This window comes from Dactylosporangium maewongense (assembly GCF_039531485.1).
GTDB lineage: Bacteria > Actinomycetota > Actinomycetes > Mycobacteriales > Micromonosporaceae > Dactylosporangium > Dactylosporangium maewongense.
Genome location: NZ_BAAAQD010000017.1, coordinates 214,700 through 239,506, shown reverse-complemented (window position 1 = coordinate 239,506; position 24,807 = coordinate 214,700). Strand labels below are relative to the sequence as shown.

The window sequence follows — 24,807 nt, the reverse complement described above, 5'->3', positions numbered from 1 at the left end:
TTAACTGCTTGTCACACGAGACTCGACGGCGCGAGGCTCCCGCTCCACGTATGCGAAGGAGAGTTCCTGTGGGCAAGCCCCGCCGACTCGCCCTGCTGGCGGCCGCCACCGCCTTGATGGGCACGTTCATCACCATGATCCATGGACAGAGCGCGACGGCGTCGACCACCGACGAGGTGTTCAACCCCGGCACCGGCGCGCTCGACGTGAACTACGGCTCGTACCTGAGCAAGCACGACATCGTCTACAACAGCCCCCAGACCAACCCGCTGTACGGGCTCACCGTCGGCAACGGCAAGACCGGCGCGATGGTCTGGAACGCCAACGGGCTCACGATGCAGGTCTCCGGCGTGGACCTGTCGCCGCAGTCGGCGTTCGCGGCGGGCCTGGTGAACCTCAACACCAGCCCGGCCCTCGACGCCGGTTCGAGCTCGTATCAGCAGCGGTTGTCGCTGTACGACGGCACGCTGACCACGAAGTACGACAACAACCGCACCGTCACGATCATCGGCGTGCCCGGGTCCGAGGTGATGGGCGTGCACGTCGAGGACGGCCGCACCGGGCTCGGCACGACCACCCTCGACCTGAGCATGTGGGACCCGGCGAGCGTCACCAACAGCGCCGACGTGCCGAACCTGGACACGTGGAAGCAGGTGAGCACGTTCGCCGACGCGACGGCCGCCGGGTTCAGCCGCGGCCAGAACGACCCGAACAACTTCGGCTACACCCTCGCGGCGACGGTCGAGGGCGCCGCGTACACGACGCAGGTCGTCAACGGCACGCGGGTACGGCTGAACATCACGCCGACGGCGAACTACACGATCTGGTTCACCGCGGCGAGCCGGGTCAACTCCCCCGGCGCCAACTCCGTCACGCAGGCGCGCAACCAGCTCGCCGCGGCCAAGAGCACGGGGTACCTCACCAACCTGAACAACTACCTCGACTGGTGGCACGCGTTCTGGGCGAAGTCGTTCGTCCAGTACTCCGGCGCGGCGGGTACGGGCGACTACCTGGAGAACGTGTACTACCTGTCGACGTACATGATCGCCGCCGGTGGGTACGGCAACTACCCGATGCACTTCATCAACGGCGTGTTCCGGGCGACCGAGGACCGCACCAAGTGGAGCAACGGGTACTGGTTCTGGAACCAGCGGGACGTCTACAACTCGTTCCTCGCCTCGAACCACGCCGACCTGTTCGCCACCGAGAACCGCCTGTACAGCCGGAACCTCGCCGCGTTGAAGGCCTACACGCAGACCAGGTACGCGATCGACGGGCTGTGGGTGCCGGAGACGATGGGCTGGGACGGCAACGCGCGCGGCACCATCAACAGCGACTACGTCAACGACATCTACTCCACCGGCACCGAGGCCGCCTACAACATGTACCTGCAGTACCGGTACACCAACGACACCGGCTACCTGCAGAACACCGCCTACCCGTACATGCGGGAGGTGGTGAAGTTCTACCAGTCGAAGCTGAGCTACGACTCCGGCACCGGCCGCTACTACATGGCGACGTCCAACGCGCACGAGACGTACTGGGACGTGAAGAACGCGATCACGGACCTGGCCGCGGTACGGCTGATCTTCCCGCTCACGATCCAGGTCAGCAACCAGCTCGGCCTCGACGCGGGGCTGCGGGCAGGCTGGCAGAACGTGCTGGACCGCATCGAGCCGTACAAGACCAGCAACGGCGCGTGGCTGCCGCACGACCCGCCGGCACCCGCGCAGCAGCGCAACGGTGAGAACGTCACGTCGGAGCTGATCTGGCCCTACGACCTGACCGGCATCGGCGCGCCCGACTTCCAGACCGCGCTCAACAGCTGGAACACGCGGCCGAACCCGTACAGCAACGTGTGGGCCAACGACGCGGTGCAGGCCGCCCGGCTCGGCCTCGGCGACCAGGCGCTGCAGGGCATGAAGCTGATGCTGCAGCGCTACCAGAACTACCCCAACGGCATGACCAACAACACCAACGGCGTGTTCGAGTACCTCGGCGTGCACCTCGCGGCGATGAACGAGACGCTGCTGCAGTCGTACAACGACAAGATCCGGGTGTTCCCCGCGGCGCCGAACGACACGAACTTCGTCGGCAGGTTCACGCTGCTGGCGAAGGACGGGTTCCTGGTCAGCTCGGAGCGGGAGGGCAACGAGACGAAGTACGTCGGCCTGAAGAGCCTCTACGGCAAGCAGGCCCGGGTGGTGAACCCGTGGGGCACCGCCGAGATCCGGGTGCGGCGCGCCTCCGACAACGCGGTCCTCGCGACCACGACGTCCGGCGAGGTCACCTTCGGTACCGCCGCCAACACCGTGTACATCGTCGAGCGGACCGCGAAGCCGCTGACCTCCTACAGCTCGACGTCGCTGTCGGGCACCGCCAACAACGGGGTCAAGGCGCTGTCGGGCACCGCGTCCACGCTCGGCACGGGCGGCGCCGGCACCCCCGGCCTCGTCAACAACACGGCGCTGACCTACGACGCGAACTGGCACCTCACGACCGGCCGCGGGTACGGCGACTACAACGACGACACGCACCACTCGACGACCGTCGGCGCCGCCGCCAGCTACACGTTCACGGGCACGGGCGTCGAGCTGCTGTCGGAGCGGTTCAGCGACATGGGCAACATGGACGTCTACATCGACGGCACGCTCCAGACGAACGTCAACCTGTACGTCGCCGGCGCCCGCCAGGCGCAGCAGGTGGTGTACAGCAAGACCGGTCTGACGAACGGCACCCACACCATCCGCGTCGTGAACAAGACGACGTCGGTCGGCATGATCGACGCCCTGCGGATCATCACCGGCGGTACGCCGCCGGCCGGTGGGCAGTCGCTGATGGCGCAGGTCAACAGCCGCTACGTGACCGCCGGTTCCAGCCCGTTGATCGCGAACTCGACGACGGTCGGGACGGCGCAGCAGTTCGAGGTCGTCGACCTCGGCGGCGGCAACGTCGCGCTGAAGGCGAAGGTCAACGGCCAGTTCGTGTGCGCGGAAAACGCGGGCGCCAACCCGCTCGTCGCGAACCGTGCCACGGCCGGTTCGTGGGAGACGTTCCGCCTGATCCGCAACGCCGACGGCACCGTCAGCCTGCAGGCGACCGTCAACAACAAGTACGTCGTCGCGGAGAACGCCGGTGCCGCCGCTCTCATCGCCAACCGTGACGCGATCGGTCCGTGGGAGAAGTTCCTGCTCTCCTGACCCCGCAGCGGGGCGGGCCCGCCAGCCCGCCCCGCTTCCCCGGAAGGGACACAACTGCATGCATCTGACCCGACGCGGGTTGCTCGGCGCCTCCGCCACGGCGCTGGGCCTCTCCGTGCTTCCGCTCGCCCCGCGCGGCGCCTCGGCCGCCGCCGGGCCCGCGCCCAACGTGCACGTCTTCTACTACCCGTGGTACGGGACCTACCGGCACTGGGACCAGGGCGGGCACACGCCGCCGCAGGATCTCGGCGCGAACTACTACCCGGTGCGCGGCGCGTACAACTCCGGGGACGCCGCCGTCGTCGAGCAGCACATGGCGTGGATCGCGGCCGCCGGCATCGGCGTCGTCGTGACCAGCTGGTGGGGGCAGGGCTCCTACGAGGACAACCTGGTGCCGCTGATCCTCGACGCCGCCGCCAGGAACGGGCTGAAGGTCGCCTGGCACCTGGAGCCGTACTCCGGCCGGACCGCCGCGTCGACCGTCGCCGACATCAACTTCATCATCGCCCGGTACGGGTCGCACGCCGCGTTCTACCGCGACACGGCACACGGCAACCGCGGCGCGTACTACGTGTTCGAGAGCCTGCGCATCGCCGACTGGACCGCGCTGGACCAGGTGCGGGGCTCCTCGATCGTCCTCGCGCAGACGACCGACACGAGCAAGGTCGCGCACTTCGGCGGGATGTACACCTACGACGGGATCGCCGCGGCGACCGCGCCGGGGTGGGCGAACGCGAACGCGTACTGCCGCGCGAACGGCCTGGTGTGGGCGCCGTCGGTCGCGCCCGGCTACATCGACGACCGGGCCGTGCCGGGCAACACGACGCCGACGCTGGGCCGCGACAACGGCGCCGCCTACGACCGGGCCTGGAACAACGCCCTCACCCAGGGCGGCGCGCCGTCGTGGGTGTCGATCACGTCGTTCAACGAGTGGCACGAGGGGTCGTCGATCGAACCCGCGTCGTCGAACCCGCCGTCGGGGTACGGGTACCTCACCTACTCGGGTGCGTACGGTCTCACCGGCACCGCGGCGGAGACGGCGTACCTGACCCGTACCAAGTACTGGGTCGATCGTTTCGTCCCCGGTACGGGTGGCGGCATCGGCCTGCGTGCAAGGGCGAACGGCCGGTTCGTCACCGCGGCCACCGGGACGCTGATCGCGAGCGCGACGGCGTGGGAGCCGTTCGAGCAGGTCCCGCTCGGCGGTGGCAACGTCGCGCTGCGGGCCAGGAACGGCCTGTTCGTCTGCGCCGAGAACGCGGGCGCCGCGCCGCTGGTCGCGAACCGGGCGACGGCGGGCGCATGGGAGTCGTTCCAGCTGCTCAACAACGGCGACGGCTCGTTCAGCCTGCGGGCGAACGTCAACGGCCGCTACGTGTGCGCGGAGAACGCGGGGGCGGCCGCGCTGATCGCCAACCGCACCGCGATCGGGCAGTGGGAGAGGTTCGACCTCGTCACGCCCTGACCGTCACCGGCAGGGGCCCGCGCCGGCCGCGCGGGCCCCTGCCCGGCCTTCAGCCGGTGCGCCCCGACCGGGTGAGGAAACCGCGGGCCGTCCACAGCACGCCGAGCACGATGGCGCCGACGACGGCGAACGTGGCCAGGCCGCCGGAGTCGAGGAACGCGAGGATCGCGATCGCGGCGCCGTAGCAAACGGACAGGACCAGCATGATGTTCATCGACATCCGGGGATTCATACCCGTGATCGTGAACGAGCCGGCCGCCGCCGCGCTGCCACCGGTCGAGGGCACCGCGACTCCGACGACAGTTGGATGCGGGCGACCTCCGTGGTGCGGGATGCTGTCCGGATGATCGCCGTCCATCCCCCGGCGGCCGCAATGGGCGGCGTCGATCCGGGGCAGCACGAGTGGTACCGGCTCGCCGGGCGGTGGCACGCGGCGTTCGCGCTGCTGGACGTGCTCGCCGCCGGGCTGGTGGCGGTCGACGGTGAGCTCGGGGCCGGGCGGCGGGTGCTCGGCGTGGCGCTGCTCGCGGCCCTCGCCGGCTGGTACGCGGCGGTCGGGGCGAAGCGGTTGCGGCTGCCCCGCTCCACCGGCGGCTGGCGCTACGTGGCGGTGGCGGGCGGCCTCGCCACCGCGGCGTTCGCGGCGGCGCCCCCGGCCGGGGCGCTGCTGGCCGTGCTGTTCCCGCACGTGTGGGCGATGCTGCCGACCCGGCACGCGGTCGCCGGGACGGCCGGGATCGTCGTCGCGCTCAGCGGGGTGCTCGCCGCCCTGGTAAAGAGCCACGTCATGCGCATCTTCGACAAGCTGGGCGTGAAGGACCGCACCGCGGCGGTCACCACCGCCATGGCCCGCGGCATCCTGCCGCCCGCTTAGTTCGAGCCTTGACTGTTAGACCTCTAACTTTTAGAGTTCTCATCATGGACGCGCCGGAGCTCACCACGACCCTCGACCTGCTCCGCTGGATCGGTTGGGCGCAGCGGAAGGCCGGCGAGGACTGGATCCGGGCCCGCGAGCTCAGCCACGAGCAGAGCTTCGTGCTCGGCTACCTGGTCCAGCACCCCGGCGCGATCCAGCGTGACATCGCCGAGATCACCCGTACCAGTGCCGCGAGCGTCACGAGTCTCCTCCAGGGGCTCGAGCGCCGGGAGCTGGTCGAGCGCCGGACGGAGCCCGGCAACGAGCGCAGCAAGCGCGTCTACGCCACCGCGGCGGGCGCCGAGCTGATCTCCGGGTTCGACACCGCGATGGCCGCGGCCGAGGCGACGATCCTCGCGCCGCTGGACCAGGCGGAGCGGGCCACCCTGCACGCCCTGCTCACGAAGATCACCTCGGAGCTGCCGCAACCCACGCGGTCGTGACCAGGCCGTAGGCCACCCAGCAACCCCTCACCCGCGTCGACGGCTCCGTCGGCGCGCGGATCAACCCGCACCGCGCCGGCGGTTCCGTCGGCGTGCCCACAAACCTGTCACCGTGCCGGCGGACGCCGGCGCGTGCTCAAGCCTGCCCGGAAAGGAGCGGTCCCATGAGCAGCGCGACCCTCGAATCCCCGGTGGCCACCGACGCCGCCGGCACCAACCGCTGGTACCTGTCGACCGCGCCGATCGTCCGCGCCCTCGTGCACCTGTGCGTGCCGATGGCCGCCGCGATGATCGTCACCGCCGTCTACAACCTCGTCAACGCCGGCTTCATCGGCATGCTCCACGACACCGCACTGCTGGCCGCGCTCACGTACGGCGCACCGATCCTCGGCCTGGTCATGGCGGTCGGCAACGTGTTCGGCGTCGGCGGCGGCGCCCTCGTCTCCCGGCTGCTCGGCGCCGCCGAGCACGACCCCGCGAAGGCCGGCGGGATCCGGCACGTCGCGTCGTTCTCGGTCTGGGGCTCCGTCATCGTCGGCGCCGTGTCCGGCGGGCTCGGCCTGGCCCTGCTGGACCCGCTCGTGTCGCTGCTCGGCGCGGACGCCGCGGCCGTCCCGGCGACGAAGGCCTACGTCGGGGTGATGCTCGCGTTCGTCCCCGTCCTCGCCGCCGCCGTGTGCCTCGAGCAGCTCGTGCGGGCGGAAGGCGCCGCTCGGCAGGTGATGACCGGCCTGATCGCGTCCACGGTCGCGAACCTCGCCTTCGACGTGCTGTTCATCCTCGTCCTGCACTGGGGCGTCGCCGGGGCGGCCCTGGCGATGGGCCTGGCCAACGTCGGCGTCATCGCGTACTTCGCGACCTGGCTGCACCGCAACAGCGAGCACATGCGCATCGCACCGCGCTGGTTCACGCTCGCCCGCACCGTCGTGGCGCCGGTCCTCGGGGTGGGCGTCGGCACCCTGCTGCAGTCCGCGTTCCTGATCGTCACGTCGCTGGTGCTCAACAACCTCGCGGCCGCCTACGGCGACGGTCCCCTCGCCGCGATGGGCGTCGCGGTCCGCATCGCGCAGGTCCCGGAGTTCCTCGTCATGGGTGTGACGCTCGGGGTGCTGCCGCTGCTCGCGTACGCCTACGGCAAGGGCGACCGGCAGCGTCTCACCGCCGCGCTGCGCGGCTCCGCGATCACCGTCGGCGGCATCGCCGTGACCTTCTCGGCGATCGTGTTCCTGCTCCGCGAGCAGGTGTTCACCGCGTTCGTGGCCGACCGCTCGGTCCTCACCACCGGCCTCACGATCCTCACCGCGCAGCTCGTCGCCATGGTCGCCAACGGCTTCACCGGCCTCCTCACGTCGCTGTTCCAGGCGACCGGCCGGGCCGTCGCGGCGACGGTGATGTCGATGACGCAGGGCATCCTCTTCGTGCCCGTCGTGCTGCTCGGCAACCTCTGGTTCGGCCTGCCCGGCATCATCTGGGCCCTCACCGTCACCGAGGTCACCGTCCTGCTCGCCGGTGTCGTGCTGTGGCTCGCCTCCCGCCGCGCCATCGACCGCGGCCTCGCCGAGGGCAGCCCGGAGCGCGCCGAGCAGGCCCTCGAAGCGGCATGAGCATCGTCAGGCGGCCCCGGGCTCCCGGCTCGGGGCCCCTCGGCGCCCACGTGAGGTCAGCGGACGTCGTTGCAGCGGTGCAGCGTCCAGCGGGGCGCGGGCCAGGCCGTCGGGTCGCCGCCGGTCGTCCACTCGGTGACCGACGCCGGCGCCACCGCCAGGTCGAACGCCCGGTCGAGCGGCCGGGCGGCGAGGGCGTGGAAGGAGCTCTCCACCGTCTCGGCGTGGCCGACCAGGATCGCGGTGCCGCCGCGGCGCAGGTGCGCGATGTCCAGGATCGCGCGGCCGGTGCGGGCGATCAGCTCGGCCCACGTCTCGTTGCCCTCCTGGGACGGGCGGAACACGCCACCGCCGGGCACCCCGTGCGCAGCGTGGAACTCGCGCATCGGCATGCCGTCGGCGTAGGACGGCGTATGCCAGGTGCACAGCCCGCAGTGCTGCTCCGGGACGGCGGCGAACGCCGCGGCGATCGGCTCCGCCGTCTCCACGGCCCGGCGCAGCACCGACGAGTACACGGCGACCGGACCGGCGACCTCCTCGCGGAGGCGCTCCGCGAGGAGGCGGGCCTGCCCGTGGCCGGCCTCCGTCAGGCCCTGGCAGCCGTTCGGCCCGCCGACGACCCCGGCCGTCTTGTGCACCGACTCGCCGTGTCGCACGAAGAGCAGCCGCGTTTCCATCCGGTCATGATGGCAGCGGGCGCGTGCGGCAGGATGGGCGGCGTGGAACTGGACCTGCACCGGGGTGAGCTGACCGCGTACTGCTACCGGATGCTGGGGTCGTTCCACGACGCCGAGGACCTGGTGCAGGAGACGTTGCTGCGGGCCTGGAACGCGCGCGACCGGTACGACAGCGACCGCGCGTCGGTGCGGACGTGGCTGTTCCGCATCGCCACGAACGTGTGCCTGACCGCCCTCGAAGGGCGGGCGCGGCGGCCGCTGCCGTCAGGGCTGGGCGCGCCGAGCGACGACCCCGGCGCGCCGCTCACGCCCGCGACCGACATCCCGTGGCTCCAGCCGTTTCCCGACGCGCGGTTCGACGCCGACGCCCGCACCGACCTGCGGCTGGCGCTGATCGCGGCGATGCAGACCCTGTCGGCACGCCAGCGGGCCGCGCTCGTGCTCCGCGAAGTCCTGCAGTTCAGCGCCGCGGAGGTCGCCGAGCAGCTGGACACCACGGTGCCGGCGGTCAACAGCGCCCTGCAGCGCGCCCGGGCGGCGGTCGCCGCGTGCGACCCCGGCGTGGTCGCCGAACCCGGCGACGCCAAGGTCCGCGGGGCCGTCGACCAGTACGTCCGGGCGTTCGAGGCCGCCGACGTGTCCGCGCTGGTGCGGCTGCTGACCGACGACGCCGTGCTGGAGATGCCGCCGGTGCCGCTGTGGTACCGCGGGCGCCGGAACTACGGGCGGTTCATCGAGCGGGTCTTCCAGATGCGTGGCACCGGCTGGGTCATGACGCCGCTGACCGCCAACGGCCAGCCGGCGGTCGCCGCGTACGCGCCGCAGGCCGACGGCGTACACCACCTGCACACGCTGCAGGTCCTCACCGTCGTCGACGGTCGGGTCGCCCACAACGTCACGTTCGCCGACCCGGCCGTGCTCGAATTGTTCAATCTGCCGAAGGTGCGATGAGTTCCGCCGGTGCCGCCGGTATGTACGGGTGAGCACCGACAGAAGGGACCATCATGAGCGTCATCGTCATCGAGTTCATCACCCTCGACGGAATCGTGTCCGACCCGGACGGGTCCGGCGGCACCCCGGCGGGCGGCTGGGCGTTCCGGCACGGCCCCGCGTCCGTCGCCGGCGACAAGTTCCGCCTCGGGCCGCTGCTGGACGACGGGGTCATGCTGCTCGGCCGCACCACGTGGCAGCTGTTCTCCACGCTCTGGCCCAAGCGCGACGACCCGTTCTCCCAGCGGATGAACGCCGTGCCGAAGCTGGTCGCCACCAGTACCCTCGAAGACACCACCGCCTGGCCCAACTCGCGGGTCCTGGAAGGCGACCTCGTCGCCGCCGTCAAGCAGGAGCAGCGGGACATCGTCGTCACCGGGAGCCTGAGCGTCGTGCACACGCTGATGGCGGCGGACCTGGTCGACGAGTACCGGCTGCTGACCTTCCCGACCGTGCTCGGCACCGGCCGGCGGCTCTTCCCCTCCGACGGCCCGCCCACCTACCTGGAGACCGTGTCGGTCGAGCAGGTCGGCGCCGCGGTCCTCACCCGGTATGCCCGGCCGGGGACCGCCTTGACATGATCGCCCGATGGGCGTCATGTACGACTACTTCGCCGCCGGGTCGGACGAGCGGGCGGCCACGGTCCTCGACCTGCCCGCCGGCCCGGGCGGTCCGCTGCCCGCCGTGCCGGGGCTGATGGACCGGGTCCGCGCCGGGGACATGGCCGCCCTCCAGGAGCTGCGGACCCCGCGGGTCCGCTGGGGCGAGCACGGGTTCCAGGTCCTGGAGGTGAAGGGCCTCGACCCGATCGTCACCCTGGCGACCCTGGAGGAGCTGATCACCGGGGTCGCCTACGACGACATCGTCGAAGGCCCGCGCGCCGGCGCCGACATCGCGTCGGCCGACGACGGCGAGCGGATGGTGGTGACCGTGACCGACGAGCTGCAGCAGGCCCTGGCCCGGTGCTCCCCCGACGAGCTGGCGCGGGCCGCCGCGGCCTGGGCGCGGACGGAGGAGCTCGGCGGCGACGACGACGTGGAGCCGCTGACGGTCTTCCTGGGCGAGCTGGCGATCCTCGCGCGCGAGGCCCTCGGCCGCGGCGAGCGCCTGTACTGCTGGGTCTGCGTCTGACCGGCCGAGGTTGACAGCTCCCCGCGGCCGGATCAGAGTTGTCCGGTGCGGGAATGAACTCCTCGCCTGGGTCGAGGCGCAGCTGGACGGTCGTCAGGCGATCCGGGCCGTGCGGTCGCTGCACGGCGGCGAGAGCCCCTGGTGGATCGATGTGGCACCGGCGTCCGCGCTGGTGCTGCGGTGCCCGAGCAGCCGGATCACCGCCGAGCAGATCGCGACGAACGCGGCGGCGCTGACCGTCGCGGAGCGGCACGGCCTGCCGGCGCCCCGGCTGCTCGCGGCGTCACTGGACGGTCCCGCGCCGCGGACCTTGGAGACCGTCGTGGCCGGGACGAGCACCTGGCCCGCCGCGTGCTCCGCCGAGCTGCTCCGGGCGGCGGGCGCCGCGCTCGCCCGGGTGCACGCCGTCGCCCTGGACCCGCTGCCGCGGCTGCCGTTGCGGCCGCGGCCGATCGCGGTCGACGACTTCGCGGCCGACCGCCGGGCGGGCCGGATGCCGGCGACGCCGCTGCTGCTGCGGGCCGATGCCGTGGTACGGGTGCTCCCGGCACCCGGTGGGCCGGCGGTCTTCGTCCACGGCGACGTCTGGCCCGGCAACACGATCGTCGTGGGTTCCGCGGTGCGGGCGCTGATCGACTGGAAGACCGCCGGCGCCGGCTCTCCTGGCGTCGACCTCGGCGAGCTGCGCAAACAGGTCGCCATCCTGTACGACGACGACGCGCCCCGGCTTGTCCTGGAGGGCTGGGAACGCGCCGACGGGACGCGCGCCGCCGACGTCCCGTACTGGGACGCCGTGGCCGCCCTCAACACGCCGACGGCGCTCTACAGCCCGCATGCGACGTCGCGACGCGACGCGTTCCTCCAGGCCGCGATCGCCCAGTTGTGACGCCGGTCAGCGGATACGGCTTGCTGTGACGTTGGTCAGCGGATGTGGCTTGCTGTGACGCTGGTCGGCGGATCGGCTTGCTGTGACGTTGGTCAATACCTGAACACGGACACCGTGCGGCGCAGGTCGCCGGCGATGCCGTTGAGCTCCGCGGCCGTGTCCGCCGTGCCCTGGGCGACGCCGGTGGTCTCGTCGGCGACGGTGGCCACGCTGGTGACGTTGGCGTTGATCTGGTGGGCGCGGCCGGCGACCTGGCTCACCGTGCGGTTCATCTCGTTCGTCGTCGCGGACTGCTCCTCGACCGCCGCCGCGATGCTCGTCTGGGCGTCGCGGATGGTGGTGATGACGCCGCTGATCTGCTCGATGGCGGTGACCGCGGCGGTCGAGTCGCGCTGGATCGCCGCCACCCGCTGGGCGATGTCCTCGGTGGCCCGGGCCGTCTCCTGGGCCAGGTCCTTCACCTCGGTGGCGACGACGGCGAAGCCCTTGCCCGCGTCGCCGGCCCGCGCCGCCTCGATGGTCGCGTTCAGGGCGAGCAGGTTGGTCTGCTCCGCGATCGACGTGATGAGCTTGACCACGGTCTCGATCTCCCCGGACGACTGGCCCAGGCGGTGCAGCACGCCCGCGGCCTCGGCGGCGTCCCGGACGGCCCGGTCGGCGGTCCCGGCCGCGTCGGAGGTGCTACGGGCGATCTCCCGGATCGAGGCTCCGATCTCCTCGGAGCCCGTGGCGACCGAACCGATGTCCTGGCTGATCTGGTCCGTCTCGCGGGACGCGGCCCGGGCCTCGACCGCCGACCGCTCGGCGCTGCCGCTCATGCCGCCGGCGGCCTGGCTGAGCCGCTCCGACGCGGAGGAGACCCGCCCGACGAGCTCGTCCACCCCGCGCAGCGACTCGCCGAGGCGCTCGAGGCCACGGTTGAGCGCGGCGCCCATCCGGCCGACCTCGTCCCGGCCGGCCACGTCGAGCCGGCCGCCGAGGTCGCCCTCGGCCATCGACTCCAGGACGCCGACCGTGGCGCGCAACGGCCTGGCGATCATCCGGCTGATGGCCCACACGAGGGCCGCGGCCAGCAGCACCGCCGCCACGATCATCCCGGCGATGAGTGCCCGGGAGCGGTCGTACGCGCGCTGCGACGTCGCGAGGGTGTCCCGGGCCTTGGCGTCGACGGCCGCGTCGAGCCGGTCCAGCGCCTGCTGGCCGGCCGCGAGGAGCGGGTCGGCCTTCGTCTTGCGCAGCGCGGTGAGCTGCTCCAGGTCCGCGTCGGCGACCTTCGCCAGCGGCAGCACCTCCTGCTCGAGCAGCGCGCGGTAGCCGGAGAGGGCCTCCTCGAACCGGGTGTGGTCGGCCGGGTCACCCGCCGCCGGCAGCACCTTGAACTCGTCCCACGCCTTGTCCAGCGAGGCGTTGGCCTCGTCGATCGAGGCGAGCGCGGCCTGCCGGTCGGCGTCGGAGGTGACCATCGCCAGGTTCGCGACGTGGTTCTGCACCATCAGGAAGTGCAGCGCGACGGCGTCGAGGTCGGCGATGTCCTGCAGATTGTCGCTGTACATGCCGCGCAGCCGGTCCTGGGCGGCGCCGAGCTGGCTGACCCCGAGCATCCCCACCGCGACGAGCAGCACGCACACCACGGCCACCGTCGACGCCAGCTTCCCGGCGATCGGAAGGTTCCGAACCATCCCAACACCCCCTTGCCCCGCCAATCGGCCGCGCGGCGCCCGGCTTGAGCGTTGCCGCGCGAAGGGTCAGGCGTCCGCCTCGACGGCGAAGGTGTTGCCGTCCGGGTCCCGGAACCAGGCGATCCTCCCGCCGCCGGCCCGCGCGGTGATCCCCTTGGCGTCCTGCTCGTACTGCTCGTAGCGGCTGAGCTCGACACCGGCCGCGACGAGCTCGTCGACGACCTGGTCGATGTCGTCGACGTACCAGGTGGCGAGGGTCGCCGACGTCTGCCCGGCGGTGGCCGACTGGTACACGTTCAACGCCGGCCCGCCCCCGGACTCGTAGACCCGGCTGCCGCCCGCGATGTGCGCACTGGGCCCGGACCACACCGCCCGCAGCCCCAGCCTGCCCTCGTAGAACGCCACCGCCCGCTCGATGTCCGACACGGCGACCGACGTCCTGACAGGGTACGCACCCAACGGCATACCCCACCTTCTCACGCCCACGGCGCCGGCGTCGGGGAGTGTGGCGGCTCAGTAGCCGAGCGCGGCGGCGGCGACGGAGCGGAGTTCGGCGGCGACCGGGGCGGGCAGGTACAGGTCGGCGAGGTCGCGGGGTGAGTCGCGGAAGACGATGCCGTAGAGGGTGACGGCGTCCAGGTAGCGGGCGGTGTCGTTGGGGTGCTTGCCGTCGGGGTCGATGAGGAACGGGGCGCCGTGGGTGGCGATCAGTGTCTCGAACGCGTCGGCGATCGGGGCCACCACGTTCGGGGTGGGCAGGGCGGCTGACAGGGCCGCGTAGTTGGTGTCGATCGCCGTCTTGGCCGCGGCGCGGGACGGGAACGGGGCGGGGTCGACCAGGGCCCAGTTCTTGAACAGCACGACCCGGCCGCCGGGCTTCAGGGTGCGGCGGAAGGTCGGTGCGTACAGGCTGAGCAGGGTGCCTTTCGCCGCGGGCAGGTTCGTGGCGACGAGCGTGCTGTACTCCTGCAGGACGATGACGTCGTAGCGCCTGCCGCCGCCGAGCGCCCGCGCGACGAGGCCGCCGTCCCAGGTCTGCCGCAGCGTGTAGCCGGAGTGGATCACTTCGGTGACGGCGGCGGTACGGCCGGCGGACGAAGCGAGCCGCCGGACCAGCGCAGGCGTGTCCTCGCCGGTGGCGGTGGTGAACGAGCCGAGCAGGCTGTTGCCGACGAACAGCACGTCCAGCACGTCGGCGCGGGCGCTTCCCTGGGACGTCCGCGGCGCCACCCACACCAGGACGGCGGCAAGCAGCACGACGACGGCGATGTACGCCCGGTGACGGTATGGCATCAGGCGCGACCCCCGAACGCGACTACAGACTGTGCTCGATCAGCGTGGGGACCGTCGCGCCGGCTGTCAATCCACCGAAGGGTGCCGCAAGGTAGGGCAAACCCCCGACGGAACCGGCCTGCTGCCTGGACTGCGCCGGCCGGGTGGGGCCGGGTTTGCTGGTACCCGTGCAGCGGGGATCACGAAGCGGACGGCGGCAGCTCGTCCTGGGCGCGACGGCCGTCGGCGTGCTGGTCGTCCTGCACTGCCTGCCGGGCTCCGGCGGTGTCGACCCGGTCCACGAGACCCTGTCGGAGTATCCGCTGCGTTCCGTGGACGTCGGGCTGCCGTATGCGATCGCGCTGCTGAGCGCGAACGCCGCCACCGCCCTGCTCGGCGCCGCGATGGTCCGGCAGGGCGTGCTCCGCGGCCGGCTCGTGACGGCGCTGCTGGTCATCTGGTGCGCGAGCCTGCTGGGCCTGACCGTGTTCCTCAAGGACCCGCTCGGCTCCGACGGCACCTGGTACGGCACGGTCCACAAGCTCTGCGCCGCCGTCAACTTCGCCAGCCTGCCGGCCCTGTGCGGACTGCTCTGGTGGCGCTTCCGGAGGTCCCGGCGATGGCGCGCCTACGCCCGGACGGTCGGTGTCCTCGCCGCCGCCACCATCCTGTGCACGGCCCCGTTCGCCGCCGCGTTCCTGCTCCACGGCGGCCACGTCGCCGCGACCGGCACCGCGCTCGGCCTGGTCGAACGCGCCGTGGTGGCCCTCGACGCCGCGATGATCGCCACCCTGGCAGTCTGGTCCCGCGCCATGCCCGCACCGCCCGGCACCCGGGCACCGGCCCGCCCGGCCCGCGGGGCGAAGCGCCGCCGCACCACCCGGCTGCGGGGTGCGGACATGCGCGCCGCTCAGGCGGCGTCCGGCGATCTCCTCCGGGCGAGCGCGCCGAGGGCGGTCCCGGTGCTGCCGACCACCGTGAGCGCGGCGAGAAGCACGCAGATCCAGCGGTCGTCCGCCGGACGCTCGTCCGTCTCGATCCGCACGTGGTCCGCCTCGATGCGGATGGGCTCGCCCCGGTAGAACGTCACCCGGACGGGACGGTCGCCCGCGTTCGGCGGGTACTTGACGTTGGTGCTCATCGTCAGATGGCGCCCGGCGACATCCACCTGCGCGAGGCTCGTCGTGACCGAGGCCAGCGTCCCGTCGAGCTCGGCCAGGCATCTCGCCGGCGTGAACTCCTGCTCCCGCGTGCACTGCGGCGCCGTGCGCAGCCGCTCGTCCTCCACGTCGCTGCGCCAGGCGAGCAGCAGCAGACCCGCACCGACGACCCATCCCACGGCCACCATGACCAGTAGCTCTCCGTTGGTCCAAGGTCGCTGCATCGCCCGCATGGATCAATGCTCGGGCACCGAGCGAGCCGCCGCAAACGCCTTTGCCGCCGCGGTACACCGGACGGCACCCATGAAGCAGTGGCTGAGTCGCGACCGCGTCGGCGGTGCTTCAGGCCTCACCGTGCTCGGCGGGGGTATGGAGCGCGACGGCGGCGAAGGTGGCGACGAGGGCGGCGTTGACGGCGACGGCGAGCCAGCCGATGTTGGCGATGTGCGCGACGGGCCAGGCGAGGGACGCGACGGCGAGCAGGACGACCGTCCACAGTGGCTGGGTGCGGCGCAGGACGGCGGCGCCGAGCAGGAGGGTGAGGGGGAAGAACAGGCCGAGCGGCTTGATCAGGGTGGCGACGCCGGACGCGTCGACGAGATCGGTGTCGCCGAGGGAGACGTGGATGGTGTTGAACCCGTAGGCGACGTTGCCGGCGGCGCCGAGCGCGCCGACGACGAGCAGGACGGCCGCAAGGGCGCCGCGGCCAAGGGCGACGAGCCGCAGCATGAGCAGGATGTACGCGGTGGCGCCGAGCACGTGGAAGACGGCGGCGAGGGGGTCGTCCCAGCCGCGGACGGCGTACAGGACGTCGGCGATCAGGTAGATCACCGGGGCGACGAACAGTGCCGCGGTCAGCACGCGGTCGACGGGCGTGGCGGGGCGTACGGTCATGTCGGACTCCTGAGAGAAGCGGGTACCCGTACCGTGGCCGCCACCACCATCGGGAGGCATCGGGGCCGGCCCTGGAACATTGCCGGGTTAACCCTGCATCCGTCGGGCGCCGGCGCTGGCACGATGTGGACGTGGCGCGCGACGGGACGCTGGGCAGAGCGGCGGTGGGTGCCGCGACGGCCGTGCTGGTCGCCGGCGGTGCCGCGCTCGGCTGGCACGTCGGGAACCTGCACAACGGGCTGATCGCGGCGGCGTTCACGGCGGTCGGGCTGTTCGTGCTGCGGCGCAGCCCGCGCAACCCGGAGGGGCGGCTGTTCGTCGCCACCGGCGTCGCGCACGCGGTGATGTACGCCGGCCGCCAGTACGGGCTGCATCCGGGGCCGCTGCCCGGCGCGTCCTGGGTCGGCTGGTGCGGGGTGTGGCCGCTGCCGCTCGTCCTGGTGCTGATCGGCGTGACGGTGATGGGCTTCCCGACCGGGCGGCTGCCGTCGCGGGCCTGGCGGCCGGTCGTCGGCGTGCTCGGCGCCGTCGGGCTGGTCCTGTCGGCGGTGTCGGCGCTGTGGCCGGTCGAGTACGGGCGGACCGGGCTCGTCGCCGCGCACCCGCTGCACCTGCCGGGCGCCGCGGCGGCGGAGGCGTTCTACGGGGTGGCGCGGCCGGTCGGGTACCTGCTGCTGCAGCTGACGTGGGTGGCCTGCGTCGTCGTCCGGATGCGGCAGGCGCGCGGCGACGAGGCGCGGCAGCTGCGCTGGTTCGTGTACGCGGTGACGGTGTCGGCGGCGGTGATGCTCGTCGGGCTCGCGGTGTGGCGCTCACCCGTGCCCGGTGCGCTGACCGCGCCGCTGATCGGGGCGGCGGCCGGTGCGGCGATCCTCAAGTACCGCCTGTACGACATCGACCCCGTCATCAACCGGTCGCTGGTGTTCGGCGCGATGGCCGTGGCGGTGACCGCCGGCTACGCCGTCGTCGTGACCGGCGTGGGGCGGCTCGTCGACGGGCACGGCACGCTGCTGTCACTGGTCGCCACCGGGGTGGTCGCGGTCGCGTTCGAGCCGTTGCGGCGCAGGGTGCAGCGGGTCGCGGACCGGCTCGTGTACGGGCGGCGCGCCACCCCCTACGAGGCGCTCGCCCGGCTGTCGGCGCACCTGACGGCGCCCGCCGGCGGGCTGCTCGACGGGATCTGCACCACCGTCGCCGATGCGGTGGGCGCCCGGGAGGTCGTCCTGTGGACGGGACCGCCGGACGCGCTGCGGGCGGTGTCGGTCTGGCCCGCGGCATCGCCCGTACCGGACGGGGCGCGGCGGCTGGAGGACCTGGTGGCGGTGCCCGTACGGCATGACGGCGGGTTCCGCGGCGCGCTCACCGTGACGAAGGCGCCCGGCGAGCCGCTGTCGGCCGCCGAACAGCGGCTCGTCGGTGACCTGGCCGCGCAGGCGGGGCTGGTGCTGGAGCTGCGGGCGACCGCGCAGCGCCTGGTCGCGGCCGGTGACGCCGCCCGGCGGCGGCTCGAACGCGACCTGCACGACGGCGCGCAGCAGCGCCTGGTGACGGTCGCGATGGAGCTCGGCGGGGTGGTCCGCTCGGCGACCGCCGCCGGCGCCGACGACGTCGCCGCCCAGGCCTCCGCCGTACGCGAGCAACTGCTGGAGGCGACGGCCGAGCTGCGGGAGATGGCGCGCGGGCTGCACCCGGCGGTCCTCACGCAGGACGGCCTCGAGGCCGCGGCCGGCTTCCTCGCCGACCGCTCGCCGCTGCCGGTGCGGCTCACCGTGTCGGTGGGGCGGCGGCTGCCGGCCGAGGCGGAGGCGACCGCGTACTTCGTGGTGAGCGAGGGCCTGACGAACGCCGCCAAGCACTCCGGCGCCACCGTCGTCTCGGTGACGGTCTCGCTGACCGCCGCGGGTCTCGTCGTGGAGGTGGCGGACGACGGCACGGGCGGCGCGGCGGTGCGCCCCGGCAGCGGCCTGGAGGGGCTCATGGACCGGCTCGCGATCCTCGACGCGCGGCTGACCGTCGACAGTGGACCGGCCGGCACCCGGCTGCGGACGGTGATCCCGTGCACGTGATGCTCGCCGACGACGGCGTCCTGTTCCGCGAGGGCATGGCCCGCATCCTGACCGAGGCCGGCTGCACCGTCACCGGTCAGGCGGGTGACGTCGCCTCGCTGCTGGCGCAGGTGCGCGCCGCTCCCCCGGACGTGGCGGTGATCGACCTGCGGATGCCGCCGGGCTTCGCCGCCGAGGGCATCGAGGCGGCGGCCGCGATCCGCGCGTCGGCGCCGGGGGTCGGGCTGATGCTGCTGTCGCAGTACCTGGAGGTGCACCACGCGCTGCGGCTCATCACCGAGTTCGACGGCGGGGTCGGGTATCTGCTGAAGGACCGGGTGTCGGACCTGACCGCGTTCGCCGTGGACCTGCGCCGCGTCGCGCACGGCGACACCGTCATCGACCCGGAGCTCGTCTCCAGGCTGGTCGCCCGCCGCCGCGAACGGGACCCGCTCGACGACCTCACCGACCGCGAGCGCGCGGTGCTCGCCCTGATGGCGCAGGGCCTGTCGAACGCGGCGGTCGCCGCCGACCTGCACCTCGCGATCAAGACCGTCGAGGCGCACGTGACGTCCATCTTCACCAAGCTCGGCCTGGTCCAGCACGAGCGCGAGCACCGCCGCGTCCTCGCCGTCCTCACGTTCCTGCGCGCCTGAGGCTACTTCCTGCGCGCCCGAGGCTACGATGCGCACCGTGAGCTCCTCGCTGACGGTGCGCCCGGCCAGGGTCGAGGACGTCGCGCAGATGGCGCGGGTGATCGTCCGGTGCTGGCGGGAGACGTACCGCGGGCTCATGCCGGACGATGTCCTCGACGACCCCGGTCTCGTGCCCCGCCGGGAGCGGTTCTGGACCGCGGCGCTGACCGACGAGCGCTACCGCGGCAACCGGGTGGCCGTCGCCGAGCGGGACGGCTCGCTGATCGGCGTCGCCATGTCCGGCCCTCCGATGGACCCCGCGGCGGCGGCGTGGGCACGGCAACTGTACGTGCTCTACGTGCACGCGGAGGACCACGGCACGGGCGCCGGGCCTGCCCTGCTGGAGGCGGTCCTCGACCCCGGCGAGTCCGCGGCGCTGTGGGTGGCCGACCCGAACCCCCGCGCGCAGGCGTTCTACCGCCGGCACGGCTTCGCCGCTGACGGGACCGCTCAGGACGACGACGGCGTCCGGGAGATCCGGATGGTACGCCGCCGGCACCGCCACCCCGACCTCGGCGCGTTCGAGGCGTCGCCGTTCGAGTGGCGCGCGTTGTCCCCGGTGCGGCTGGCCGGCACGGACGAGGTGACGCTCGTCCTAACGCCGATCGCCGGCGTCGACGACGGCCAGAGCCCGCTCTTCGACACGGCGGCCGGCGTCGTGCGCCGCCTGGAGCCGCACGCGCTGCGGCGCACCGTCGCCGAGGCCTGCCTGGAGCTGTACAACGACACCTGGCGGCAGGACGACGCCGAGCTGGACGAGCCGGCGTTCACCGCCCGCATCACCCCGGCCGCCGTCGACGTCACCGAGGAGGACGTCACGGTGTACCTCGACGACGGCGGCCTCTTCGGGCAGCACTCCATCGTCGTGTACCTCGACCTGGACCTGACGGTCATCGACGTGAAGCTCGCCGGCTGACCTGGACGCCCTCACGAAGCGCGCTAGGCGAGCGCGACCTCGCGCGGCGGGGCGGTGAAGTCGCGGACCGGCAGCGGGGCGAGGCCGTCGTGCTGGACCGCGGCGACCGCGCCGATCGCTGCCTCGGGCACGCCGGCGGGGATCCCGGCCTGGCCGGTGCGGGCCCACGGCGCGGTCGCGATCATGCCGGCGGTGGCCAGCTGGGGTCCGGTGATCACGACGGAGCAGGCGCGGCGGCTGTCCATCACGCCCGACTGGCCGGCCACCGGGCGGCCGACGGTGGCCCGGACGGTGGTGGCCGGCACGGCACCGGCGCCGCAGCGGTCGCCGAACGCGGACGTGTCGCCGACCGGGCAGCGGGCGGCGTCGATCGCGGCGCGGGCCACCTCGGGGCGCAGCACGGACTCGCAGTTCGGGCCGACGCCGGGCACCTGCGCGCCGGTGGCGTCGGTGACCTTGGCGGCGGGCAGCGGGTCGCAGTGGGTGCCGTCGGCGGCGAGGGTGGCGTACGCGTTGGCCAGGTCCAGCGTGCTGGTCGCCGAGACGCCGAGGGTGAACGCGCCCCACGTCGCGCTGTTCTTGCCCAGCATCTGGTCCTCCTTGGCGCGGAAGGTGATGCCGAGGCGCTGCGCGAGGGCGACCGCCTTCTCCACGCCGATCCGCTCCTCCAGCTCCACGAAGTAGGTCACCACCGTGTGCCCGAACGCGTCCCACATGGTCCGCCGCCCCGACTGGTACGCCTTGTCGCCGGCGTTCGTGGGGCAGTAGTACCCGCCGTTGCAGGCGGCCGGGCTCTGCGGGTCGATGCGGAACTTCGACTGGTACACCTTCTTCGTGTCGATCGCGTGATCCAGTGTCAGCCCGCCCTCCAGCGCCGCGGCGAGGGTGAACATCATGAACGGCGCGCCGGCCTGCGTGCCGGGCATGTTCTCGTCGCCGGCGACGAGCGAGTCCGTGGCGTCCGGCCCCGTGTACGGCCACGCCGGCGGACCGTCGCCCGACGGCACGCCGGTGCTCGCGGCGGCGGCCGCGCGGCGGAAGTTCCTGTTCACGGCCATCGCCCGGATCAGCCCGGTGCCGGGCTCGATCGACGCGACGGAGAACACGTTCGGGTCGGCGACCGGCACGACCGTGTCGACCCGCTGCTTGGCGGCGGCCTGCAGCTTCGGATCGAGCGAGCCGACGATGCGGTACCCACCCTGCCGCAGCCGGCCGGTGCGCTCCGCCTTCTCGGTCCCGAACGCCTCCTGCCCCTGCCACCAGGTGACGACGGAGTCGCAGATGAAGCCCCAGTCGTTCACCGGCACCCGCAGGCAGCTCTCCCGCGGGTCCTCCGTGTCGAACCGCGCGATCAGCGTCGTGCCGTCCGCTGCGAACAGCTCCGAGGCCCGCGCCGCGGGCGCGGCGGTCCCCTTCGGCGGGTCGGTGTCCCTGGACCGCCAGACCACGACGCCGACGACCGCGGCGACGACCAGGACCGCCGCCAGCAGCACCGTCCGCCGCCCGCCCGGCCTGTCCTGGTGCGCCGACTCGATGATCGACACGTTCGGCCCGTCCCCCGCCACCACAGCCCCCGTCGTTCGTCGTTCGTCGTTCGTCGTGAAGGTCGGATGTTATCGACTCACGCCGCTGCCCGCTGCCCACCGAAGGTTCGTGCAAGGAATACCGAAGGTCGGCGGTCCACCGTGTACGGGCGCCACCACCGGCGCTTGTCCACGAAGGGCCCGTCATGTTGCAGAAGCTGCTCGTCGTCCTCACCACCGCCGGCCTGCTGGTCGGCCTGTCCAGCGTCCCGGCCCACGCCGCCCTCGTCAGCACCGACCCGATCAAGATCACCGAGCAGGAGCTCGACTTCGGCGCCGACCCGTGGATGATCGGCGCCCCGCTCAACAGGGCCGTCCTCGGCTGGGACAACACCAACGGCCTGCGGAGCGCGATCCTGTCCGGCACGCTGTACATCAACAACGCCTCCGGCACCTGCGCCCGGATGCGGCTGGAGTCCTACGACGCCAACCACAACCTCGTCAACAGCCGCAACGACGGCACCTTCTGCGCACCCAACGGCGCGCTGCACTCCCGGATCGTCTACTTCGCCGCCCCGGCCAGCGCCAGCATCACCCACGCCCACGCCGTCCTGCAGGTGCAGAACTCCAACGGCACCTACTCCGACGCCGGCACCGACTACGCCGACTACTGATCGTCGCCCGGCCGCCCGGCCCGCCGCCGCACCGAGCGGGCCGGCCGTTCTCCTCGTAGGGTCGGAACGGACGAGGAGGGATGACGATGGAACAGATCACCTCGAAGGACGGCACGACGATCGTGTTCGACCGGATCGGGCAGGGGCCGGCGGTGGTGCTGGTCGCCGGGTCGGCCTCCGATCGCTCGGACAAGTCTCCCCTGGGGGAGCACCTCGCCCCCGACTTCACCGTCCTGAACTACGACCGCCGCGGCCGTGGCCCCAGCGGCGACACGCAGCCCTACGCGGTCGAGCGCGAGGTCGAGGACATCGCGGCGGTGATCGACGCGGCCGGCGGCGAGGCCGGGCTGTTCGGAGGGTCCTCGGGCGCGGCCCTGGCGTTGCTCGCGGCGAGCGCCGGCCTCCCGGTCACGAAGCTCGCGATGTGGGAGCCGCCGTACCTGCCGGAAGGCATGCCGACGCCACCGCCGGACCACGTCCAGCAGCTTGAGACGATGGTCGCCGACGACCGGCGCGACGCCGCGGTCGAGTACTTCATGTCGACGGTCGTCGGCCTGCCGCCGGAGGCCGTCGCCGACATGCACCGAAAGCCCTTCTGGGCCGAGACCGTCGCGCTCGCGCACACGCTCGCCTACGACGCCCGCATCCTCGGTGACTACCGGCTCCCGGTCGACCTCGCGAAGCACCTGACGCTGCCGACCCTCGTGCTGGCCGGCGGCAGGGACATGCCGTTCATGCGCGACACCGCGACGGCCCTCGCCGCGCTCCTCCCGGCGGGCGAGGCACAGTTCCTCGACGGCCAGCCCCACAACGTCGACGCCGCCGCCCTCGCCCCCGTCCTGAGGGCCTTCTTCACCGCCTGAACCGACGCAACCAACCGACTGGGCGGCGTCCAGTTGATCGAATAGCGGATCCGGTCGCCATGGCAGCCGGATCCGCGATTTGATCATGCGCAAGCGACGGGATGCTGCGCGCAGCTGGCACTGAGCAGCATGACAGCGCACGCCGGCCGCGGAAGGCGCCTTCCGCGACCGGGGTGCCTACCCTGCTCAGCGTCGGCGTCGCCTTGCAGGGTGTCGTCCGCAGGTCTGCGAGCGGTGGGTCCGCTCATCGAACCATGGACAACCCTCGACACTGAGTGAACATCGGAGGTATCGGTTCGTCAAGAAGGGTGCCGAACTTCTGTCCGCGCGAATAAAAGCGACAGGCTCCAAGATTTTGGCCCTTGCAGAGCGGTGGCGAAGCCTGCTAGACATCGGATGTCTTCGCACGGCTTGCGGTACCGGAGAGAGGGAGGGGCCATGACCAACCGATTCGTGTCGCTGGACACCTACGACGTACGGTTCCCGACCTCCAGAGCGCTCGACGGCTCCGACGCGATGAACCCCGACCCGGACTATTCGGCCGCCTACGTGGTCATTCGTACCGACGACGGGGCCGGCAAGGCGGAGCAGGGCGAGGGGCACGGGTTCGCGTTCACCATCGGGCGCGGCAACGAGGTCCAGACCCGCGCGATCGAGGCGCTCGCCCCCTATCTCGTCGGACGTCTGGTGAAGGAGGTGCTCGACGATCTCGGCGGCCTGTACCGCGAGCTCGTCTACGACTCGCAGCTGCGCTGGCTCGGCCCGGAGAAGGGCGTCATGCACATGGCGATCTCCGCGGTCGTCAACGCGCTGTGGGACCTGAAGGCGAAGCGGGCCGGGCTGCCGCTGTGGCGGCTGCTGTCGTCGATGCCGGCCGAGGAGCTGGTCGACCTCGTCGACTTCCGGTACCTGTCGGACGCGCTCACCCCCCAGGAGGCGCTGAAGCTGCTCCGCCGCGGCGAGGACGGCCGGGAGGAGCGGATCCAGACCCTGCTCCAGCGCGGCTACCCCGCGTATGCCACGTCACCCGGCTGGCTCGGCTACGACGACGCCAAGCTCGCCACCCTCTGCCGCGAGGCGCTCGACGCGGGCTTCACGCAGATCAAGCTCAAGGTCGGCGCCGACCTCGAGGACGACCTGCGCAGGATGAGGATCGCCCGGGAGGTCTGCGGTCCCGACGTGCGGATCGCGGTCGACGCCAACCAGCGGTGGGACGTCGGGACCGCGGTCGACTGGGTCCGGGCGCTCGCGCCGTTCGACCCGTGGTGGGTCGAGGAGCCCACCTCCCCCGACGACGTCGTCGGGCACGCCGAGATCGCGCGCAGGATCGCCCCGATCCCCGTCGCGACCGGGGAGCACGTGCAGAACAGGGTCATGTTCAAGCAGCTGCTGCAGCTCAACGCGCTCTCGTTCGTCCAGCTCGACGCCGCCCGCGTCGCCGGGGTCAACGAGAACGTCGCGATCCTGCTCCTCGCGGCGAAGTTCGGCGTGCCGGTCTGCCCGCACGCCGGTGGGGTCGGGCTCTGCGAGCTCGTCCAGCACCTGTCGATGTTCGACTACGTCGCCGTGTCGCGGACCATGCACGACCGGGTCATCGAGTACGTCGACCACCTGCACGAACACTTCACCGACCCGGTGCGCATGGACCGGGGGCACTACCTGGCGCCCCTCCAGCCAGGGTTCAGCTCCACCATGCGGGCCGAGAGCCGGGCCCGCTACGCCTTCCCGGACGGCCCCGTCTGGAACACCCCCTGAAGGAACCTGAGGAATCCGC

The 24,807-nt window shown here is 72.4% G+C and carries 23 protein-coding genes; 16 read left to right on the top strand and 7 right to left on the bottom strand.

Annotated features, from left to right (window positions below; translation table 11 throughout):
- The first annotated feature begins 68 nt into the window (after nt 1-68).
- Nucleotides 69-3,200, top strand: a complete 3,132-nt coding sequence (locus ABD332_RS37155) for a glycosyl hydrolase family 95 catalytic domain-containing protein (RefSeq protein WP_344507653.1) — start codon at nt 69-71, stop codon at nt 3,198-3,200.
- A 58-nt stretch (nt 3,201-3,258) separates the two neighbouring features.
- The gene (locus tag ABD332_RS37150; RefSeq protein ID WP_344507651.1) at nt 3,259-4,665 is read left to right on the top strand and encodes a glycoside hydrolase family 99 protein; all 1,407 of its coding nucleotides are present in this window, start codon (nt 3,259-3,261) and stop codon (nt 4,663-4,665) included.
- A 49-nt stretch (nt 4,666-4,714) separates the two neighbouring features.
- Here ABD332_RS37150 and ABD332_RS37145 read toward each other — a convergent pair whose 3' ends face one another.
- On the bottom strand, nt 4,715-4,897 hold the full coding sequence (locus ABD332_RS37145) for a hypothetical protein (protein WP_344507649.1): 183 nt from the start codon (nt 4,895-4,897) through the stop codon (nt 4,715-4,717).
- A 111-nt stretch (nt 4,898-5,008) separates the two neighbouring features.
- On the opposite strand from ABD332_RS37145, the gene ABD332_RS37140 reads away from it, so the two are divergent.
- The 3 genes from ABD332_RS37140 (at nt 5,009) to ABD332_RS37130 (ending at nt 7,628) form a co-directional block, all read left to right on the top strand.
- A complete protein-coding gene (locus ABD332_RS37140) occupies nt 5,009-5,539 on the top strand; it encodes a helix-turn-helix domain-containing protein (protein WP_344507647.1) in 531 nt (176 codons plus the stop codon).
- A gap of 44 nt (nt 5,540-5,583) precedes the next feature.
- The gene (locus ABD332_RS37135; protein ID WP_344507645.1) at nt 5,584-6,024 is read left to right on the top strand and encodes a MarR family winged helix-turn-helix transcriptional regulator; all 441 of its coding nucleotides are present in this window, start codon (nt 5,584-5,586) and stop codon (nt 6,022-6,024) included.
- Nucleotides 6,025-6,188: 164 nt separating this feature from the next.
- Nucleotides 6,189-7,628, top strand: a complete 1,440-nt coding sequence (locus ABD332_RS37130; RefSeq protein ID WP_344507643.1) for an MATE family efflux transporter — start codon at nt 6,189-6,191, stop codon at nt 7,626-7,628.
- Nucleotides 7,629-7,684: 56 nt separating this feature from the next.
- Here ABD332_RS37130 and ABD332_RS37125 read toward each other — a convergent pair whose 3' ends face one another.
- Nucleotides 7,685-8,305 (bottom strand): histidine phosphatase family protein, encoded by a 621-nt coding sequence (locus tag ABD332_RS37125; RefSeq protein WP_344507641.1) that lies wholly within the window; start codon nt 8,303-8,305, stop codon nt 7,685-7,687.
- 42 nt (nt 8,306-8,347) lie between these two features.
- Here ABD332_RS37125 and ABD332_RS37120 point away from each other — a divergent pair, with 42 nt between their 5' ends.
- From ABD332_RS37120 to ABD332_RS37105, 4 genes are all read left to right on the top strand, one after another.
- On the top strand, nt 8,348-9,256 hold the full coding sequence (locus ABD332_RS37120; RefSeq protein ID WP_344507639.1) for a sigma-70 family RNA polymerase sigma factor: 909 nt from the start codon (nt 8,348-8,350) through the stop codon (nt 9,254-9,256).
- Between the two features lie 53 nt (nt 9,257-9,309).
- Entirely contained in the window at nt 9,310-9,876 is a 567-nt protein-coding gene (locus ABD332_RS37115; RefSeq protein ID WP_344507637.1) for a dihydrofolate reductase family protein, read from the top strand.
- 7 nt (nt 9,877-9,883) lie between these two features.
- Complete coding sequence (locus ABD332_RS37110) at nt 9,884-10,426, top strand: hypothetical protein (protein ID WP_344507636.1); 543 nt, start codon at nt 9,884-9,886, stop codon at nt 10,424-10,426.
- 109 nt (nt 10,427-10,535) lie between these two features.
- Nucleotides 10,536-11,312: a phosphotransferase family protein gene (locus ABD332_RS37105; RefSeq protein ID WP_344507634.1), complete on the top strand. Its 777-nt coding sequence runs from the start codon at nt 10,536-10,538 to the stop codon at nt 11,310-11,312.
- Nucleotides 11,313-11,404: 92 nt separating this feature from the next.
- Here the strand turns inward: ABD332_RS37105 and ABD332_RS37100 are convergent, their stop codons facing one another.
- From ABD332_RS37100 to ABD332_RS37090, 3 genes are all read right to left on the bottom strand, one after another.
- Nucleotides 11,405-12,991, bottom strand: coding sequence for a methyl-accepting chemotaxis protein (locus ABD332_RS37100; RefSeq protein ID WP_344507633.1), 1,587 nt, complete (start codon nt 12,989-12,991; stop codon nt 11,405-11,407).
- 66 nt (nt 12,992-13,057) lie between these two features.
- On the bottom strand, nt 13,058-13,456 hold the full coding sequence (locus ABD332_RS37095) for a VOC family protein (RefSeq protein ID WP_344507631.1): 399 nt from the start codon (nt 13,454-13,456) through the stop codon (nt 13,058-13,060).
- A 48-nt stretch (nt 13,457-13,504) separates the two neighbouring features.
- Nucleotides 13,505-14,284, bottom strand: coding sequence for a hypothetical protein (locus ABD332_RS37090; protein WP_344507629.1), 780 nt, complete (start codon nt 14,282-14,284; stop codon nt 13,505-13,507).
- Nucleotides 14,285-14,451: 167 nt separating this feature from the next.
- On the opposite strand from ABD332_RS37090, the gene ABD332_RS37085 reads away from it, so the two are divergent.
- Nucleotides 14,452-15,345, top strand: coding sequence for a DUF998 domain-containing protein (locus ABD332_RS37085; RefSeq protein ID WP_344507627.1), 894 nt, complete (start codon nt 14,452-14,454; stop codon nt 15,343-15,345).
- Between the two features lie 420 nt (nt 15,346-15,765).
- Here the strand turns inward: ABD332_RS37085 and ABD332_RS37080 are convergent, their stop codons facing one another.
- Nucleotides 15,766-16,317, bottom strand: coding sequence for a hypothetical protein (locus tag ABD332_RS37080; RefSeq protein WP_344507625.1), 552 nt, complete (start codon nt 16,315-16,317; stop codon nt 15,766-15,768).
- A gap of 131 nt (nt 16,318-16,448) precedes the next feature.
- On the opposite strand from ABD332_RS37080, the gene ABD332_RS37075 reads away from it, so the two are divergent.
- Genes ABD332_RS37075 through ABD332_RS37065 form a run of 3 tightly spaced genes read left to right on the top strand, consistent with a single transcriptional unit; the run spans nt 16,449 to nt 19,973 of the window.
- Nucleotides 16,449-18,383 carry a sensor histidine kinase gene (locus ABD332_RS37075; protein WP_344507623.1) on the top strand — a complete coding sequence of 645 codons (1,935 nt, stop codon included), beginning with the start codon at nt 16,449-16,451 and terminating at the stop codon, nt 18,381-18,383.
- The gene (locus ABD332_RS37070) at nt 18,383-19,018 is read left to right on the top strand and encodes a response regulator transcription factor (RefSeq protein WP_344507721.1); all 636 of its coding nucleotides are present in this window, start codon (nt 18,383-18,385) and stop codon (nt 19,016-19,018) included. The genes ABD332_RS37075 and ABD332_RS37070 overlap by 1 nt, the downstream gene beginning before the upstream one ends.
- Nucleotides 19,019-19,055: 37 nt before the next feature.
- The gene (locus ABD332_RS37065) at nt 19,056-19,973 is read left to right on the top strand and encodes a GNAT family N-acetyltransferase (protein WP_344507621.1); all 918 of its coding nucleotides are present in this window, start codon (nt 19,056-19,058) and stop codon (nt 19,971-19,973) included.
- Nucleotides 19,974-19,996: 23 nt separating this feature from the next.
- On the opposite strand, the gene ABD332_RS37060 is transcribed toward ABD332_RS37065, so the two are convergent.
- Entirely contained in the window at nt 19,997-21,538 is a 1,542-nt protein-coding gene (locus ABD332_RS37060; protein WP_344507619.1) for a penicillin-binding transpeptidase domain-containing protein, read from the bottom strand.
- 164 nt (nt 21,539-21,702) lie between these two features.
- Between ABD332_RS37060 and ABD332_RS37055 the strand changes: the two genes are divergently transcribed.
- The 3 genes from ABD332_RS37055 to ABD332_RS37045 all read left to right on the top strand — a co-directional run bounded on the left by ABD332_RS37055 (nt 21,703) and on the right by ABD332_RS37045 (nt 24,788).
- Entirely contained in the window at nt 21,703-22,170 is a 468-nt protein-coding gene (locus ABD332_RS37055; RefSeq protein ID WP_344507618.1) for a hypothetical protein, read from the top strand.
- Nucleotides 22,171-22,256: 86 nt separating this feature from the next.
- The gene (locus tag ABD332_RS37050) at nt 22,257-23,033 is read left to right on the top strand and encodes an alpha/beta fold hydrolase (protein ID WP_344507616.1); all 777 of its coding nucleotides are present in this window, start codon (nt 22,257-22,259) and stop codon (nt 23,031-23,033) included.
- A gap of 438 nt (nt 23,034-23,471) precedes the next feature.
- On the top strand, nt 23,472-24,788 hold the full coding sequence (locus tag ABD332_RS37045; protein WP_344507614.1) for an enolase C-terminal domain-like protein: 1,317 nt from the start codon (nt 23,472-23,474) through the stop codon (nt 24,786-24,788).
- The last annotated feature ends 19 nt before the right edge of the window (nt 24,789-24,807 follow it).